Source organism: Chitinophaga sp., assembly GCF_017745275.1.
GTDB lineage: Bacteria > Bacteroidota > Bacteroidia > Chitinophagales > Chitinophagaceae > Chitinophaga.
Genome location: NZ_JAGHZS010000007.1, coordinates 781,608 through 798,987 on the forward strand (window position 1 = coordinate 781,608; position 17,380 = coordinate 798,987).

Consider the following 17,380-nt stretch of genomic DNA (forward strand, 5'->3'; position numbering starts at 1 on the left):
CGACTATGATAAACGTAAAAGTCACCTTACCACTCCGCGTGCGTAAAGGCCCTGGAAAAAGTTATGACGTGGTTGCCAATGTGTATCCCAGCGGGCAGGTTATTACTATGGATGGCATAGAAGAAGGAGAAGATCTGAAAGGCATCAACAAATGGTATTACCGATTTAACGACAAGCAGGAGAAGCAGTCCTACTGGGCTGGTCGCCTGACTGAAACTGCTGGTACATTGCCCTGGGGTATCGCTGCTTTGAAGGTTGCCGATATCTGGAATGGATTAAACGAATTTGGACAACGGGCCAAAGTAGCCGTATTGGATACCGGCTTCAATATCGCCAACACAGATATCAGCAGTGGCGTAAAAGCTTACCAGTCGTTTTTAATTGACCATCCCGAGCAATCTACGCTAAACGACATGAACGATGAATTTGGACATGGTTCCCTTTGTGCATCTTTGATTGGTAGCCGCAACAAGCTGGCTACTGTAGGATATGCGCCTGAATGCGAATTATATATCGCCAAAATATCTGCCAGAGGTACCGCCAGTTATCCGGATATCATAAAAGGTATCCGCTGGGCGATAGAGAAGGAAGTAGATATTATTTCAGTTAGTTACGGTGGCTTTAAGCAGGACAATGACTTAAATACCATCGTTGCAGAGGCGGTAAATAAAGGCATTGTGGTAGTGGCATCCATTGGCGACGACTTTACATTCAGCAATCTCGTGGATGGGAAATTTCCCGCGCTATGCCCGGAGTCCATAGCGGTAGGTGCTACTGACCCGGATAATAAGCTGGCAAAAATCTCTTTTCTTCATCAAAAAACGGAGATCTATGCCCCCGGGGAAAAGATCCTGGCGTATACACTCAACCTTACCCCTGACGATTGCCACGATACGGCACCAGAGAACTGTGAGGGTACATCACAATCTGCCGCCATTGTTGCAGGTATCTGCGCATTGATTATTTCCAGGCACAAGGCGCTGAACAAATCTTTTACTGCAAGTGATATCAAGCAATTAATAACCACCTTGTTTGACCCCGTACAGGAATCAGCAGGTCTTAAACTAATCAGTCCCTCTAAAATATTTGCGACCCTTAAAACCTAATGAAATGAAATATTTATTCGGTAGCATTATGCTGTGCCTGTTAGCAACCGGCTTAAAAGCCCAGTCGATATTTTACGATGCCTTGTACATAAAACAATATTGTCTTAGCAAGGACGGACACTTCGAATCAGCCCCGCAGTTGTTTAAAGTACTGAAAGACTACTACCCTGCCGGCGCTAATATCGACAGAGAGATTGGCAACAACCCCTTCTTCAAACCCTATGTAACGGACGCTATTGCCGCCAGTGGCGGTGGAGGAACAGTGCCGTTTGTAGCCAAAACCCTTTCCGCCATCGGGGGCCTCGACGTAACCACCTTTGCCAACGCCATCGCAGACCTGATGATAGACCGGGCCAAACAGGAATTAACCATTGCCTTCTTTAACCGGTTTAAAAAATTCGCGGAAGAAAACCCGGAATTCAAAATACTGTTTCCCAAAACAACCAGCAACCTGGGCAACCTGCTGGCACAAGCCTATCCACAAATGCTGCCGGCACTGCACACCGGCTTCTTCGACGACCTTAAACAACTCACCTTTCGCTTAGACGATGTATTGGAATTGCCACGATACCAGGCCCTGTTAGCGAACTTCCCGGAAGTGAGAATCGCCATCCGTTCCATCAGGATGGTACATGAACTGGAAAATGGTACGTCTACCGCCGCAGATTTCATCCGCGACCTGGCTGCTCTGCAGGAATGGAAACAAAACGGCAGCAACGGATTTAAAAACATGGGCACCACCATCCGTTTTGCAGCCATCTTTTCAGAAGGACTCCGGTATGAATACAACACCAGGATCTGGGTATCCGGGAAAGATATTAAAACACTGCTGACCGACGAAGCATTTGCCCGCATCTTTATGGGACTCGTTTACCAGAGAGTACTATTACAGGACCTGAATTACTATTTCGGAAAAGATGCGACCGCCACATCGCTGACCAGCATCCTGGCTACACAGGCCGATAACATCCTGCTGTTTCAAAATAAACTGAGCGAATTCGTTAACCTGGCAGAGAAAGTACAGGCAGGCTATGACGAGATAGCCACCAAACAGGCCAACCATGAAAATGTAAGTAATGAAGATATCTATCACTACATCAACATTTCTATTGATATAGCAGATTATGCATTCAGTATCGTAAAAATATTCAATGAAGACCTGGTAGCTGATAATTATCTCACCGTAGTAAGAAAATCAAATGCGCTGTACAAAGATATTTACAGCAGTCAATATACGCAGGCCGTAAATGATGCTGTAGATATTCTTACGGAGGTACATGATCTCACCAATCAAAACAGCCATCCGGCACAAGGGATAACAGACGATACGAAAAAGACGAAGCTCGACAACCTCCTCACCTTTGCACAGAAAGTAAAACCTTACGCACTCTTCATGGCGAATATGGTAGAAGCCAAAGATGAAGACCAGGTAAAAGCAGCATTGGAAAACGTGATCCTCCCGGTAGGCAGTTCTTCTATCAAAAAATATACACAGTGTAATGTGTCTGTACAAACCTACCTCGGAGCCTTCTTTAATACCTCCGGTACCAACAGTGCTACCGGCGGCACCTGGTCCGATAAATTTGGCGTCACAGCGCCCATCGGGATCTCCTGGACACCCGGATGGCTGAGTTGGGGAAGAGGCGGCGCAGTAAGCCTGTTTGGAGCCTTATTTGACCTGGGCGCTGTCGTTGACTATAAACTGGAAAGATCACATGATGCCACCAGTACAGATCCCAACGCCACCGTCATTAATAAAAATTATAAGATTGAACTGGGACAAATATTTTCGCCCGGCGTATTTGCCGTATATGGTGTAGGCGCTAATCTGCCGCTATCACTGGGCTTTGGCGCGCAGTATGGCCCTGGTCTGTCTAAGATAGATGCCGGTAATAATACTGTGCTGACAAATCCTTCCTGGCGATGGAATATCTTCCTGGCGGTAGACCTCCCTTTTTTCAATCTCTATAACAAGCCTAAACATAAATAAACAGCCGGCAGATCTATGAAATACATTGTCATTGTGCTACATGGATATACCTGCAAGCCAGCCATGTATGAATCTGTAAAGAAGGTGGTCGCCGGGGCCTGGCCCGGCGCCACTGTGCTTATTCCCGCATTGAAAATGCACACCTTCTCTATGGCGGATCCCGATGAGCTGGTGCTGGATGCACTCAGGCGGCTGGATGCAGCCTGGGAGGAAGCGCTATCGCAGCATGCAGAAGGAGCTGAACTGCCTAAAATAGTGATCATTGGTCATAGTACCGGTGCATTGCTCGCAAGAAAGCTATTCGTAGTAGCCTGTGGCGAAAATGACACGGCACCCTTTGAAAAAAAATATCCCCGTAATATGCCGCCGAAGCCCTGGGCATCCCGTGTAGATCGTATCATTTTACTGGCGGGCTTAAACCGGGGCTGGACGCTGAATGAACACCTCTATACCAAAACTGCACTATTGATGAGGATTGGGATGTTTGCAGGTGGCTTCCTGCAGTTTTTGGGATACCGACCATTAGTGTTCAAAACGAGAAGAGGCGCCCCGTTTGTTACACAACTACGTATACAATGGCTCACCATGCTGAAGCAGGCAGCAAATAAACATCTGGGCAATGTAACGGTGATACAACTGCTGGGTACAAAAGATGACATCATTCCCCCGGAAGACAGCGTTGATATGATCACCGGCGGTAATTTTATTTACCTCGAAGTACCGGATTCTGATCATATGACGGTGCTCAAAATGACAGGGAATGCTGCGGGTGCCGTACGCGGAACGATATTACACCGTGCACTAACAGCATCACCGGAAGTACTGAAGGATTACCAGGTACAACCTACTGATCCCAATTATCTGAAAGTGGACCCAGATGTAACGGATGTGGTGTTTGTAGTGCACGGTATCCGGGATACCGGCTACTGGACACAGAAAGTAGCGCGCAGGGTGAAGGCCGAAGGCGACAAACTGGAGCAGCGCAAGTTTGCTACGGAAACATCTACCTATGGCTATTTTCCTATGCTCTCTTTCCTGTTATCATTTGCCCGAAGGGAAAAAGTAGAATGGTTTATGGACCAATACACGGAGAACATGAGCCTGTATCCCAATGCCCGCTTCTCTTTTATGGGACATAGCAATGGTACCTATCTGCTTTTCAGAGCCATGAAAGAATATCCTGCGTGCCGGTTTAAACATGTGGTATTTGCCGGTAGCGTGGTGCCTTCCAGTTTTAACGTGAAGGAACTGATCCGGCAAAACAGGATCGGGAAGTTTTACAACATGGTAGCCACCAACGATTGGGTGGTAGCTACTTTCCCTAAATCATTCCAAAGCCTGCGCCTGCAGGATATTGGCGGCGGCGGATTCGATGGATTTAGTGATCAGCTGGACGAGCCCTATCAATTGAAATTTGTACCGGGCTCTCATGGCGCTGCTACAGAGGAAATTTACTGGGACAACATCGCAGATTTCATTATACACGGGAAATTTGATGACTCCATCAATACGATGGCCGTTCCCGAAAGACCGCTACTAATGAAGTGGCTTGGAGCCCTCGCTCCTTTTCCTTTTATTTTACTGCTGCTGATCCTGATCGCGATAGGCACGCTTATCTGGTTTATGTCGCCTTCCCCGCACCTCACAGCAGCGCTGTATGTGGTATACTTTTTTGTGCTTTGGAAGTTTGTTACACAATTTTAATTTTCCGGGAGATAAAAAACAACAACACTAATGCTGAAAAACGCAACCTGGGACGAAGATCTTTTTTGAAACAATTGACATAAATTTGAAAAAGATATCTCGTTCATCCAGGAATATAAAATATGCCCACTTACGTTTTCTTCAATGTTTCAGCATATGGCCATGTGAACCCAACGCTTCCTATCGTTACAGCGCTCTGCAAACGTGGGCATACGGTGTATTATTTCATCGGCGAATCTTTTGCGGACACCGTGCAGCAAGCAGGTGCCATACCGGTTATATTCTCTGAAATGCCACGATCTCAACACGCAACGCCCCCGGGGGATAAAGAGATTGCGTTGCTGCCGCTTTTAATGGCACGTGAATCACCACGCGTAGTGCCGGAAATAGTAGATAAGTTGAAAAGCATACGCCCTGACCGCATTATATTTAACACCATGCTGCTTGCCCCCAGGCTCGCCGCACGGATATTGCAAATACCTGCGATCGGCTTCCGGCCGTTTCATAGTCCCAGGCGACCGTCAAAGGATGTGGAACTTAATGCTGACCCCTGGGTTAAACAACTGGCAGATGCAGCCAACCAGGCGATTAAAGCCATCACCACCTCCTACAGCCTTCCTGATCTTACCCTTCGGGAGGTGTTTGCAGCAGTACCCGGGCTAACATTGGTATTTCTGCCCAAATCATTCCAGGTGGATGCCGCACAATTCGACGAACGTTTCCTCTTTGTTGGGCCGTCTTTCACAGCGCCACCGCCAATCCCATGGCCCGTAGCCGAAAACAGCGAATCACCGGCAGCCAGGGTTTACATTTCGTTGGGTACCTTACGGAATAATGACCCAGATTTTTACCGTATGTGTTTTGCTGCATTCCCGGCACCCGACTGGAGTGTAGTCATGTCCGTTGGAAATCAGATCGACCTGCAGGCACTGGAACCCATTCCTGGTAATTTTGTGGTAAGGCGTTCCGTTCCTCAAACCGCAATACTTCCCCATACAGATATTTTTGTGACGCACGGCGGATTGAACAGTACCATGGAAAGCTTGTATTATGGCGTCCCCCTGGTAGTGCTTCCTTCTATAAAAGAACAGGTAACAACAGCAGAACGCGTAAGGGATTTGCACCTGGGCTTAATTCCTGACCGGGCAAATTTAACTGCTGCAACACTTCGCGAGGCAGCTACAACGGTACTCCAAAGCGAATCTATCAGGCAGGCCGTATATCACATGAAGGACACTATCCATAGCGCAGGTGGCTATTTACGTGCTACTGATGCCATTATTGCATTCCAGGGAGAAGTCCACCCAAACAGCACGCTGTAAATACCAAATATTCATTTATCGGGTCAACAAAAACAAGTACATTTAAAAAAAGAAAAACCATGGAAACATCAGCAAGTAAAATTGGTACAGAAGAAGAAAAACAATTGATTCAGCTTACGCTTAACCATTATCTCGAAGGACGCCCGGTAATAGACGTGGAAAGAATGCGGAAAGCCTTTCACCCGGATGCATACATCAGGACCATCATAGATGGCAAACTGGTTCAATGGACACTAACCGCATACCTCGACCTGGTTGCAAAAGCAACCATACAGGAATGCCAGCCCGAAGTCCTTTCCTATACCTGGGATGGAGACACCGGATCTGCCCAGGTACAGCTAACTTTCGACACCTTCCGGTTTATTGATCGCTTTAACCTGGTAAAGTTAGACGGGAAATGGCTGATCATGGACAAGGTGTCTTATAGACAAGAATTACAGTAGGAGTTAATTGAGTAAGCAGGCATTAAAGCGCCTGCCACAGTTTTTACTCTTCACCAGCTAATGCAAACGCCTTCAAATCGTATGATTTGAAGGCGTTTGCATTAGTGACTCCCCGAATAGCTTTCACTCATAGCGGGTTGGGACAAGGAAAATTAGAAGTGATGGAGTAGGTACCACTGGTGGATCCATCACTAAATTCATAATTATAATAGCACGTATACCGGGTACCCACTTTGACGCTGCCGGTCCATCTTTTCACACCTGTTTCACAAACACCGTTCACTACCTTTCTACCTTCTCCAACGCAAAGTGGCGTTCCATATAAATATTGCAAAGCAACATTATCATAGAAATTAAACGTACGTGGCGTAGCACCTGCACAGGCCAGCATCCAGCTATCCGCATCTGCCGTATTGGGCGTACCTGGAATATTTACGGCGCCAATATTGTCGGGATCACTCTCAGGATGAGGTCCGGGCTCATTGTATACGCAACTGAAGTCGCGATTCATATAATCCGAATGACGGAAGCCTATGCAATGTCCTATTTCATGTTGCAGCGTGGCAGTAGTTGTTGCTACATCAGGATTGGGGCCCAATGCCTGTGGGTGGGTATTCAGTAAAATACTGTTGAAGGGATTACCATTTGCCGGAAAACCAGAGCTTCCCAATACAATAAAACCATTTGCAGGCCCCTGGTAAAATCCCTCGATATTAATATCTGCAGTGCCTGTAATACGTTGAAAGGTCATTCGCAAATTGAGTGCATTGTATCTGGCAATCGCCTGATCAGTAGCATCAATATAGGCCTGCCCCAGGTTGCTGACAGAAACCGTAATCACTCTCGGCAAACCCGTTACCAGGTTATAGGTTCTGAATTGTTCCGTATTGGCAATATGAAGTGTAGTGGAAGAAACAGGTTTCTTTTTCAGGTCTTCCGCTTTCAGATAAATATCACCTTCTACTAAATAACCATCTTTAAATGCAATTACATTCTTAGTGCTAAATCCTTTTGCTTTAATATCATTCAAAACTTGCTGCGGAACAGCTTTATCCTGTTGGGATGATGAGGAACTGCTCTTTTTACAGGATACATAAATTAAACTAACAATTAAAACGGTTAACATTAACGATACAAACGTTTTCATACTTTTTTTTTAAAAGGTAATTGGATCCGGGTTACTACGACATGTATTCAGGGAACGTCAACAATAGGGTTAGTAGCGTAAAATTCAGATTCAGTTGACATTACTAATGTAAATAATTATTCGCAGTTATGTTACAAACGACGAAGGAAACGGGGATGAAATTAAAACATGATAAACTGGCGCGAACAGCGACATAATAATACTGAAGATACCAAGTGCTTTGCTCACTTGCAAATCCAGTGCTACGTCAATATCCGCTGTAAATGAAGTGGTGTTTCACAATCGGTGTTACAGCCATTGGCAGTGTATTTATACGAAACCCCATTTGTACAACTTCCGGCTTTCCCCTACTTTCGGGCTGGAATAATTTTATAAATATACTATGGAACTGACAGACGAAAAATTATCAGAAGCTTTAAAAAAGTTTATCGCACAAGGTAACTGCTTTACAACAGTGGTGCGGGACATTTTAACAGACTATAAAAATTCAGGTGGACTAAAAGAAACAGCGCAACAAATATTAATGCAACTCAAAAACGACTACCCCCATAATGAAGCTGTTCATGACTGCATTGACGATATTCTTGACATGATAACCGGCTGGTGCCAGCCCGGAATGCGGGTTTGGTAAAGCGGAGTATTAAAGTCCCAGTTTTTTCAACATGGTTTCCCTGTAATTGTTGCCAATAGGTATTTCATTCTTTTCAATAAAGACCCTGTTGCCTTCAATATAACTGATTTGCGATTTATTAATAATAAACGACCGGTGAACCCTTATGAAGGAGGCTGCAGGCAGTAATTCTTCCAGGTTTGAAAATGGCATGTTGGGCAAAAAACGGCCAGATCTTGTAACAAGGGTACTGTAGTTGCCGCTGGCCTCAGCATATAAGATTTCTTCATACCGGATCCTGAATATTTTCCCCTCCGCTTTGATAAAGATATAATCTGTGTCAGTAGCAGTACTTGAGAGGTTCATGCCATTACGCGCATTCATTTGACTTAAAACGCGGTCTACAGCGATCAGAAAACGTTCAAATGAAAACGGCTTTAATAGATAGTCGCTAACGGCCAGCTCGAAAGCTTTGACAGCATATTCTGTATAGGCCGTTGTGAAAACGATGAATGGTGGATTCTTCAAGGTCTCCAGAAAGCGAAGTCCATCCAGCTGCGGCATTTCTATATCGAGGAAAATAAGATCTACGGAGTTATTTTGTAAAAAGGTCCAGGCATCGATGGCATTTTCCATGATACCCTTTACCTGTAAATTAGGTATCTGGCCACAGTAATTGACAAGTATATCCCTGGCAATTGGCTCATCTTCTACAATCAGACATTCAATAACGCTCATCTTGTTTTAAGTTTAAGTTTTACATGATAATAATTATCGGCTGTATATTGCTCTAACTGGTAATCCTTGCCAAACAAGCCGTCGAGGCGTTTGATGGTAGCAGAAAGGCCGATCCCTGACGATGCAGACCGTTCGTTGGGAAACAGGTCATTGCCGATGGAATTAGATATGGAGAAGTGTAGGTACGCATCGGTTATGTTTGCCGAGATGTTAATGACGATGTCGTTATGGATCGTTTTTTTTGAATGTTTGACTGCATTCTCCACAAAAGTGATCAGGATCATCGGTGGAATACGTAGCTGTTCCGCATCTACCCGGGAGATGTTCTCAGTAATCCGCATTTTCTTTCCCAGCCTTATCTGCTCAAATTCAATATAACACATGATATAATTCAGTTCATCTCTTAAAAGAACATATGGCTGGCTGGTTTCATAAAGTGAATACCGGAGCAGGTTAGACAGCTTCAGCAACAGGTCGGGCAGTTTTTCATGTTCAGAAAGGGACAGCCCATACAAATTATTCAATGTATTGAAAAGAAAATGCGGTCGCAACTGGGATAATAATAAGCTTAATTCGCTTTCTTTTTGTCGTTGCGCTGTTTCTGCTGCATTAATTCTTTGAACGATTGTTGCCCTGGTAAAAGTGAGAAATATGCCAAGAATAATCAGGCCCAGGGCGATAGGAAAATTGAAAGTCAGGTAAAGGCGCAATGACCTGGGCGGTCCAATTTTCAGATACTGGTTGCCGGCTATGGCCAAAGCTGTCATGGCAATTGCGATCAAGAACACCTGCAAAAAGAATGGAATAAATTGATTATCTGACAGCAATTTCCTTGCGCACCATCTGCCCAAATAAATACATAAGAGGTCAAAGAAGCCTATAGATACTGCATTAAAGACCAGCTTCGAAGGCTGGCCTGTAGATAGCAGCATGATGAAAAAAAAGAGAAAAAAGGAGGTGCAGAAGGTGATATGAGTAGCTGACCTGCTTTCGAATAGCCTTGTTATAATTCTTTGGATCTGGTTCATGAATGCTGAAAAAATACAAAGCAGATGAAAAAACAGCAAACCCCACGTTGTAATTTTTGACCTTAAAAAAAATAAGTTCAACACAAATTTGGCTGAGTTGAACAGAATTATTTCCTGGAAATGGAGGTTTGCATTTCTTTGGCTAAAATTAGAATAATGATGGGAAAGTTCATTATCGAAACTAATAATTTAAGTTTTGGCTACGATAAAATGGTCCCCGTATTTGATAAGATCAACCTGCAGGTAGAGACTTCAGCTATTTATGGCTTTGTGGGACCTAATGGTGCCGGTAAAACTACGCTGATCAGGCTCTTGCTGGGATTGCTGCCACATCAGACGGGGCAGATCACCTTATTCGGGAAGCATTTGGCCAATAACAGGATTGATATCCTGTCAAGGCTGGGTTGTTTAGTAGAACAGCCCTCTTTATATGAGAACCTGACTGGAAGGGATAATCTCCGTATTACCTGCATGATCAGAGGGCTTCCTAAACACAGCATCCATACGGTACTAAAAATGACAGGTCTTACTGATGCCGCTGATAAGCGCGTTGACGCTTATTCTCTTGGAATGAAGCAGCGACTGGGCCTGGCAATGGCATTGCTTCCTGAACCTGCGCTGTTGGTGCTCGATGAACCGGTGAATGGCCTTGACCCTACCGGCATTATTGAGGTCAGGGAATTATTGATCCACCTAAACAAAGAATATGGAACAACCATATTTCTTTCGAGTCACCTGCTATCTGAGCTTGAAAAGCTGGTTACCCATATCGGTGTGCTGCAAAAAGGAGCATTGGTATTCCAGGGTAGCACTGCGGAACTGGAAACTATACAACAACAGCAATCATTTGTAATTGTTGATACCAGTAATAACCAGGCCTGTTTTTCATTGCTGAAAAATGATTCCTCCCTGATCTCCTTTAAAGGCGACCAGTTGATGGTACCGTACCGGGATAAAATGGAGATCGGTGATTTATGCAAAAAGATCGTACTGGCAGGTTTGAGTATATATGAGGTAAAGGTGGTGCAGCATGACCTGGAAGATATATTTATGAAATTAACAACTAACTAATGACTAGATTCTGGCCTTCATTTTTAACAGAGATCATAAAGATCAAAAACTCTTTTGCCAAATGGCTGATTTTAGTGGGCGCATTTTTAATGCCTGCATTTGTGGCTTTCGTTGCGTTGACTAAATGGAAGCACCTCGTAAATGAGGTCCATGATCACCCCTGGGCGCTTTTTTCAGAAATGACATGGAAAGGGATGGCTTTCTTTTACTCCGTTTTTTTTATTGTGCTGCTGATTTGTTTGTATTTTAATATTGAATATAAAAATAACACCTGGAAGCAGGTATTTACTTTGCCCATCAGGAAAGGTCAGGTATATATAAACAAGCTCCTGGCGGTAGTCTTGTTCGTAGTTTGTTATTATATTTTGTTTGTTCCCTGCTGGATCCTACTTGGGTATCTACTTGGCGCCATCAGGCCTCAACTGCAACTTACTACGCATATGCCCGATCTGGAATTGCTGTTGCAGCACTGCTTTCATTCCATTATATCTTCTCTGAGCATTATAGCCATTCATATCTGGCTAAGCATACGGTTTAAAAATATGATTATTCCCATTGGGCTGGCTGTCTTTTGTTCTATCGTAATGGTCGCCCTTTTCCAGGGCAGTGCCATGGAAGTGAAATATTTCCCGTATGCTTATCATTATTTGTCCGTTACGAGGCCTTATTTCTTTCATGAATCAAAGTGGGGACTGTTGCCGGAACATGAATGGTACAGTCTTGGGTTCTTTTTTGTGTTTACCCTGTTGGGGTATTGGGATTTTACCAGGAAGTTTTCCGGGAATCAGTGAACGCTCCACTTCAACCTGGCTGCAAGGCAGGATCTGCTTACAAACCATACGCTTCAAAAGACAAAAAAAGTGGCAATAAAATGTAAAAAAAATGCGAATTTCGTAATGATCCAATCACCGCATTAGCGGTCATCCTACAAACTTTTGAGCAAATAATATGCAGGAACAAAAAGGGAAAAATGAAGGTTTACCCCATGATGAGCTGGGAATAAAGGTTCGTTCAAACGACAATCCTTATCTTTCTCCTGATGGTCAAAAAAAACTGCCGGAGCCCCGCAGGTTATCTTCTTATTTTATTGTATTAATTGAAAGCGGTTCAATTACCTACAACATAGACCTGCAAGACTTTACCCTGACTGATGGGCACCTGCTTTTTGCAATGCCTAACCAGCTGTTTACGCCACCTGCCAAAACAGACGACCTGAAATATTTCAAGCTGCTGTTTGATGAAAATACACTGGCCCTGCTGCCGCAACAATTCCCCTTCCTGGTCAACCCGCTAAACGCACAGACCATAGTGCTTGACGGCGCCGCCAAAGAAAGGGTGACAACCGTTTTTGGTATATTAAACCAAATACTTTATTCAGATCAACATGAGACCGATACTGAAATAATATTAGCTTACATTAACTCCTTACTCTCAGAATTAAACAGCGCCTATTTCAAAAACAAAGAAGCCGTTAATATTGTAAACAACAACCTTTCGAAGTTTGTCGAGTTCAAACTGGTGGTGGAAACGCATCTTACGGAACAGCCTTCCATCAACGCCATTGCGGAAAAATTAGCGTTATCAACCAATAGCTTATACCGGATTGTAAAAGAATACGCCGGCACATCACCTAAGGATTATTTTATTAACCGCCTGATGGCAGAAGCCCAGAGGAAATTGCGTTATTCCCATATTTCTGTCAAAGAACTGGCCTATGAACTGGGCTTTAACGACCCGGATTACTTTTCACGCCTCTTCAAAAAGAGCACCGGGAAAAGCGCCAGTGATTTTTCGCCCAGGCAGGATTTGTCGGGGAAATAAAGGGATTTGTCCATTCCCGCTAGTTTTTGGCCCACTACTTTTGCTTCATAAAATTCACAAAAATGAAATTTGCATTAGTAACAGGAGCCAACAAAAGCATTGGCTTTGAAGTGGCACAGCAACTCGCCCAAAAAGGAATATATGTTTACCTCGGCAGTCGTAATGTAGAAAACGGTGCAGAAGCCGTTGATAAATTAAAAGCCAAAGGATTTACCAACGTAGAAGCAATTCAGCTTGACATTACCAATGACGAATCAGTCGCTAAAGCCCGTAAAGAAATAGGTAAAAAAACAAAAGTGCTGGACATACTTATTAATAACGCGGGTATTTATGGCGGTTACCCACAAACAGCACTCGATGCAACTATTGACCAGTTTAAAGCAACATTTGATGCCAATGTGTACGGCGTGGTGCGGGTTACACAGGCATTTATTGATTTATTGAAAAATTCACCGGCCCCCCGTATTGTCAATGTAAGTTCAAGCCAGGGTTCAATTACCCTGCACAGCGATCCAACCTATAAATACTACGACTACAAAGGCGCCGTATACCTTTCTTCAAAGTCAGCCCTGAATATGTACACGGTTGTTTTGGCGTATGAACTAAAAAACACCCACTTCAAAGTAAATGCTGTTTGCCCGGGATATACAAAAACAGACTTCAATGGACATCGTGGTCCCGGAACGGTGGAAGATGCCGGAAAGCGGATCGTAAAATATGCACTGATTGATAATGATGGTCCAACAGGGAAATTTTTTAGCGAAGAAAATAATCCTGGAACAGGAGAAATACCCTGGTAAAGAAACACGGAAACAATGAACCGCTGACAGGATATTGGCGGACTAACATCACTACAATAAACTAAAGCTATAAATCCTGCGCTGGTCGCGGGATTTTTGGCGTCTCTCCCCTCCTAGGCTATATGAATGCGCCTGTTGCTTTCTCTCTCAACACTCCTATTCAAACAGGTACTCTTTTGTCTTTTCTTCTCTGAAAAATGGTCAAAAAAGTGCAGGTAATATCTTCTAAAGTGTTGGTTTGTTCGCCTTATTTGAAAGAATTTTGTTTTATACAATCCATAAATACCAGCGTGAAGTTTTATAGAAAAGGCATTCAATATCAACCAAAATAAATTTCAACGTTCCTTTAATTGCCGGATACTGGCCACTGGCAACTGAAGACGCCTATCACTACTTACATTAAATGCAAACAGTAAAGCATAATGAAAAACTCGACGTTATCACTAACGCGCCGCCACTTCTTTGTCCTCTTTAAAAAAAGTCCACGTTACAAGCAGTTATTCTTTTTGCTGCTGGTATTACTGCAATGCTTGCGGCTATCCGCACAGCAGCGCAGTATCATCACCGGAACAGTGGCTTCATCAGACGACAATTCCTTTATCCCGGGAGTCACTGTCCAGGTAATGGGTACTTCGCGCGGTACCACCACCAATGAACAGGGAAAATACTTTATTGAGGCGCAAGCCGGCGACTCCCTTATCTTCCGCTACATTGGCTACATAGAGAAGCATGTAAAAGTAGGACTCCAAACTACTTTAAACATCAGCTTACAGTCTGTATCCAGTCAACTGAAAGATGTGGTGGTAGTGGCATTCGGCACCAAAAAACGCAGTGATGTAGTTGGCTCTGTCACTACTATCCGGCCAGCCGATCTGAAAGTACCGTCCAGTAACCTGACCACCGCACTGGCCGGCAAAGCCGCCGGTGTAATCGCTTTCCAACGAAGCGGGGAACCCGGCCAGGACAATGCACAATTCTTTATCCGCGGGGTCACTACTTTCGGGTATAAGAAAGATCCGTTGATATTGATTGATGGCATCGAGCTCACCACTACCGACCTTGCCCGTCTGCAGGTTGATGATATCGCCAGCTTTTCTATATTGAAAGATGCCAGCGCCACCGCATTATATGGCTCCCGCGCCGCCAACGGCGTGATCCTGGTCACCACCAAGGGAGGCATGATCGGGAAAGCCCACCTGGCTTTCCGCATAGAAAACTCCCTTTCTGCCCCCACCCGGAATATTGAACTCGCTGATCCCGTCACCTATATGAAACTGGGCAATGAAGCAGTGCTTACCCGGGATCCCCTGGGCATTCTCCCCTACTCTGAAGAGAAAATTGAGAATACCGCCGCAGGTACTAACGCGATCGCCTATCCGGCGAACGACTGGAGAAAAATCATGTTTAAAGACTATACCTCCAACCAACGCGCCAACCTGAGTGTAAGCGGCGGCGGTGGTGTGGCCAGGTACTATGTATCCGGCGCCTATAACCGCGATAATGGCCTTATGAAAGTAGACCATCGTAACAACTTCAATAACAATATCCGACTCAATAGCTACAGCCTCCGGTCCAATGTGGATGTAAACCTCACCCGTACAACGGAAATGACAGTACGTCTCAGCGGCAACTTCGACGATTATACTGGCCCGCTCGATGGCGGCACCTCCATGTTCCAAAAAGTAATGCGCTCCAACCCCGTGTTGTTCCCGGCATTTTACCCCGTGGATGATGCGCACCGATATGTAAAGCATATTATGTTCGGTAACTACGACCAGGGCCAGTATATTAATCCTTATGCCGACATGGTGAAAGGCTATAAGAATTACTCCCGCTCCCTGATGCTGGCACAACTGGAGCTGAAACAAAACCTGAAAGCTATCACACCAGGGTTGACGGCCAGCGCTATGATGAATACCAACCGGACCTCTTACTTTGAAGTAAGCCGCTACTACAACCCATTCTGGTATAAACTGGATGCCTACGACAAATTATCAAACAGCATTTTTACTACTAATATCAATCCCAATGATGGCACGGAGTACCTTGGCTATAACGAAGGTGGTAAAACTATCAGCACCGCTTTCTACCTGGAGTCACGCCTGAATTACGACCGCAGCTTCGATAAAAGTGGCGTAAGCGCCATGTTGGTATTCATGGCGCAAAGTCGCCTGAACGCCAATGCCGGCGACCTGCAGCAGTCGCTCCCCTTCCGCAACCTGGGCTTATCCGGCAGGCTTACCTACGATTACGATAAGCGTTACTATGCAGAGTTTAACTTTGGATATAACGGGTCTGAGCGGTTCGACAGGCACCATCGCTTCGGCTTCTTCCCCTCTTTCGGGCTGGCATGGACCGTTTCCAACGAATCATTCATGAAGCCTGTCAATAACGTGATCACGAATATGCGGTTACGGGCAACCTACGGCATCATTGGAAATGACGCCATCGGTTCACCACAGGACAGGTTCTTCTACCTTTCAAATGTAAATATGAACGATGGCTACAAAGGCGCTGTCTTCGGGCGTGATCCCGGCACCCTTTACAGCCTTAACGGCATTTCTATCTCCCGGTATGCTAACCCGGATATCACCTGGGAAACCGCTAAACAACAAAACATCGCCCTGGATCTGGGGCTGTTCAACAAATTGAATTTTACAGCAGAATACTATTCTCAATACCGCGATCATATCCTGATGACCCGGAAATCTATTCCTGAATCAGCAGGGTTTGCGGCTCCGGTGATGGCGAATGTAGGCGTAGCTACTGCGGGTGGCGTGGATTTGTCGCTCGACTACAAAGAATTTTTCCGGAATGATTTCTGGGCTTCTGTGATGGGTAATTTTACCTACGCCACCAGCAAATACAAAAATTATGAAGAGCCCAAATATGCTGAAGCGTATCGGTATCGCGCCGGACAGGCCATCAACCAGGTTTTCGGCTACATCGCGGAGAAATTATTTGTAGACGATGCGGAAGCCCTCAACTCCCCCAAACAAAACTTTGGTCAATACGGCGGTGGTGATATCAAATACCTGGATGTAAACCGCGATGGACAGATCACAGAAGCTGATATGGTACCCATTGGTCATCCTACAGTACCTCAGATCGTATACGGGTTCGGGTTCTCCCTGGGCTATAAAAACCTGGATTTCTCTACATTTTTCCAGGGATTAGCCAATGAATCTTTCTGGATAGATCCTGCTGCCACCTCCCCTTTTGCCCAGCAAAACCAGTTGCTGAAAGCATATGCAGATAGTCACTGGTCGGAGGAACACCAGGATGTGCATGCACTCTGGCCAAGATTGAGTCCTGATGTCAATTGGAACAATGCACAGCCCAGCACCTGGTTCATGCGTGATGGCACCTTCCTGCGCCTGAAACAAATTGAACTGGGATATACCTTACCGAAGCGCTGGCAGAAAAAGATGCATACCTCGCTATGCCGCATTTATCTCAACGCCACCAACCTGCTCAACTTCAGCCGGTTCACGCTGTGGGATGTGGAAATGGGCGGAAACGGCCTTGGATACCCGGTACAACGCGTAGTGAACATAGGACTGAATATCAACTTTAATTAATCGCCGGCCTGCCACCGGA

General features: G+C 45.0%; 14 protein-coding genes. 11 read left to right on the plus strand and 3 right to left on the minus strand.

Annotation, left to right across the window (positions count from 1 at the left end):
- The first annotated feature begins 5 nt into the window (after positions 1–5).
- The 5 genes from J7623_RS22765 to J7623_RS22785 all read left to right on the plus strand — a co-directional run bounded on the left by J7623_RS22765 (position 6) and on the right by J7623_RS22785 (position 6,565).
- Positions 6–1,106 carry a S8 family serine peptidase gene (locus J7623_RS22765; RefSeq protein ID WP_291924719.1) on the plus strand — a complete coding sequence of 367 codons (1,101 nt, stop codon included), beginning with the start codon at positions 6–8 and terminating at the stop codon, positions 1,104–1,106.
- Positions 1,107–1,110: 4 nt separating this feature from the next.
- Positions 1,111–3,096 (plus strand): hypothetical protein, encoded by a 1,986-nt coding sequence (locus J7623_RS22770; RefSeq protein WP_291924720.1) that lies wholly within the window; start codon positions 1,111–1,113, stop codon positions 3,094–3,096.
- Between the two features lie 15 nt (positions 3,097–3,111).
- Positions 3,112–4,800 carry an alpha/beta hydrolase gene (locus J7623_RS22775; protein ID WP_291924722.1) on the plus strand — a complete coding sequence of 563 codons (1,689 nt, stop codon included), beginning with the start codon at positions 3,112–3,114 and terminating at the stop codon, positions 4,798–4,800.
- 122 nt (positions 4,801–4,922) lie between these two features.
- Positions 4,923–6,122, plus strand: coding sequence for a macrolide family glycosyltransferase (locus tag J7623_RS22780; RefSeq protein ID WP_291924724.1), 1,200 nt, complete (start codon positions 4,923–4,925; stop codon positions 6,120–6,122).
- Between the two features lie 59 nt (positions 6,123–6,181).
- On the plus strand, positions 6,182–6,565 hold the full coding sequence (locus J7623_RS22785) for a nuclear transport factor 2 family protein (protein WP_291924725.1): 384 nt from the start codon (positions 6,182–6,184) through the stop codon (positions 6,563–6,565).
- Positions 6,566–6,692: 127 nt separating this feature from the next.
- Here the strand turns inward: J7623_RS22785 and J7623_RS22790 are convergent, their stop codons facing one another.
- A complete protein-coding gene (locus tag J7623_RS22790; RefSeq protein WP_291924727.1) occupies positions 6,693–7,712 on the minus strand; it encodes a M57 family metalloprotease in 1,020 nt (339 codons plus the stop codon).
- 382 nt (positions 7,713–8,094) lie between these two features.
- Between J7623_RS22790 and J7623_RS22795 the strand changes: the two genes are divergently transcribed.
- Complete coding sequence (locus J7623_RS22795) at positions 8,095–8,343, plus strand: hypothetical protein (RefSeq protein ID WP_291924729.1); 249 nt, start codon at positions 8,095–8,097, stop codon at positions 8,341–8,343.
- A gap of 9 nt (positions 8,344–8,352) precedes the next feature.
- On the opposite strand, the gene J7623_RS22800 is transcribed toward J7623_RS22795, so the two are convergent.
- Together J7623_RS22800 and J7623_RS22805 are read right to left on the minus strand one after the other, a co-directional pair.
- Positions 8,353–9,060, minus strand: a complete 708-nt coding sequence (locus tag J7623_RS22800) for a LytTR family DNA-binding domain-containing protein (RefSeq protein WP_291924730.1) — start codon at positions 9,058–9,060, stop codon at positions 8,353–8,355.
- Positions 9,057–9,827 (minus strand): histidine kinase, encoded by a 771-nt coding sequence (locus J7623_RS22805; RefSeq protein WP_291924731.1) that lies wholly within the window; start codon positions 9,825–9,827, stop codon positions 9,057–9,059. Before J7623_RS22805 ends, J7623_RS22800 begins: the two co-directional genes overlap by 4 nt.
- A gap of 417 nt (positions 9,828–10,244) precedes the next feature.
- Between J7623_RS22805 and J7623_RS22810 the strand changes: the two genes are divergently transcribed.
- The 5 genes from J7623_RS22810 (at position 10,245) to J7623_RS22830 (ending at position 17,361) form a co-directional block, all read left to right on the plus strand.
- A complete protein-coding gene (locus J7623_RS22810; protein WP_291924733.1) occupies positions 10,245–11,159 on the plus strand; it encodes an ATP-binding cassette domain-containing protein in 915 nt (304 codons plus the stop codon).
- Positions 11,159–11,950, plus strand: a complete 792-nt coding sequence (locus J7623_RS22815) for an ABC transporter permease (RefSeq protein WP_291924734.1) — start codon at positions 11,159–11,161, stop codon at positions 11,948–11,950. The genes J7623_RS22810 and J7623_RS22815 overlap by 1 nt, the downstream gene beginning before the upstream one ends.
- A 157-nt stretch (positions 11,951–12,107) precedes the next feature.
- Entirely contained in the window at positions 12,108–12,980 is an 873-nt protein-coding gene (locus J7623_RS22820; protein ID WP_291924737.1) for an AraC family transcriptional regulator, read from the plus strand.
- Between the two features lie 62 nt (positions 12,981–13,042).
- Positions 13,043–13,780, plus strand: coding sequence for an SDR family oxidoreductase (locus J7623_RS22825; RefSeq protein ID WP_291924739.1), 738 nt, complete (start codon positions 13,043–13,045; stop codon positions 13,778–13,780).
- 422 nt (positions 13,781–14,202) lie between these two features.
- Positions 14,203–17,361: a TonB-dependent receptor gene (locus J7623_RS22830; protein ID WP_291924741.1), complete on the plus strand. Its 3,159-nt coding sequence runs from the start codon at positions 14,203–14,205 to the stop codon at positions 17,359–17,361.
- Positions 17,362–17,380: the final 19 nt, after the last annotated feature.

Coding starts and splice junctions, on each gene's coding strand:
- J7623_RS22810 (WP_291924733.1), top strand. CDS start 10,245: ATGATGGGAAAGTTCATTATCGAAACTAATAATTTAAGTTTTGGCTAC.
- J7623_RS22795 (WP_291924729.1), top strand. CDS start 8,095: ATGGAACTGACAGACGAAAAATTATCAGAAGCTTTAAAAAAGTTTATC.
- J7623_RS22825 (WP_291924739.1), top strand. CDS start 13,043: ATGAAATTTGCATTAGTAACAGGAGCCAACAAAAGCATTGGCTTTGAA.
- J7623_RS22805 (WP_291924731.1), bottom strand. CDS start 9,827: ATGACAGCTTTGGCCATAGCCGGCAACCAGTATCTGAAAATTGGACCG.
- J7623_RS22790 (WP_291924727.1), bottom strand. CDS start 7,712: ATGAAAACGTTTGTATCGTTAATGTTAACCGTTTTAATTGTTAGTTTA.
- J7623_RS22815 (WP_291924734.1), top strand. CDS start 11,159: ATGACTAGATTCTGGCCTTCATTTTTAACAGAGATCATAAAGATCAAA.
- J7623_RS22785 (WP_291924725.1), top strand. CDS start 6,182: ATGGAAACATCAGCAAGTAAAATTGGTACAGAAGAAGAAAAACAATTG.
- J7623_RS22765 (WP_291924719.1), top strand. CDS start 6: ATGATAAACGTAAAAGTCACCTTACCACTCCGCGTGCGTAAAGGCCCT.
- J7623_RS22775 (WP_291924722.1), top strand. CDS start 3,112: ATGAAATACATTGTCATTGTGCTACATGGATATACCTGCAAGCCAGCC.
- J7623_RS22830 (WP_291924741.1), top strand. CDS start 14,203: ATGAAAAACTCGACGTTATCACTAACGCGCCGCCACTTCTTTGTCCTC.
- J7623_RS22820 (WP_291924737.1), top strand. CDS start 12,108: ATGCAGGAACAAAAAGGGAAAAATGAAGGTTTACCCCATGATGAGCTG.
- J7623_RS22800 (WP_291924730.1), bottom strand. CDS start 9,060: ATGAGCGTTATTGAATGTCTGATTGTAGAAGATGAGCCAATTGCCAGG.
- J7623_RS22780 (WP_291924724.1), top strand. CDS start 4,923: ATGCCCACTTACGTTTTCTTCAATGTTTCAGCATATGGCCATGTGAAC.
- J7623_RS22770 (WP_291924720.1), top strand. CDS start 1,111: ATGAAATATTTATTCGGTAGCATTATGCTGTGCCTGTTAGCAACCGGC.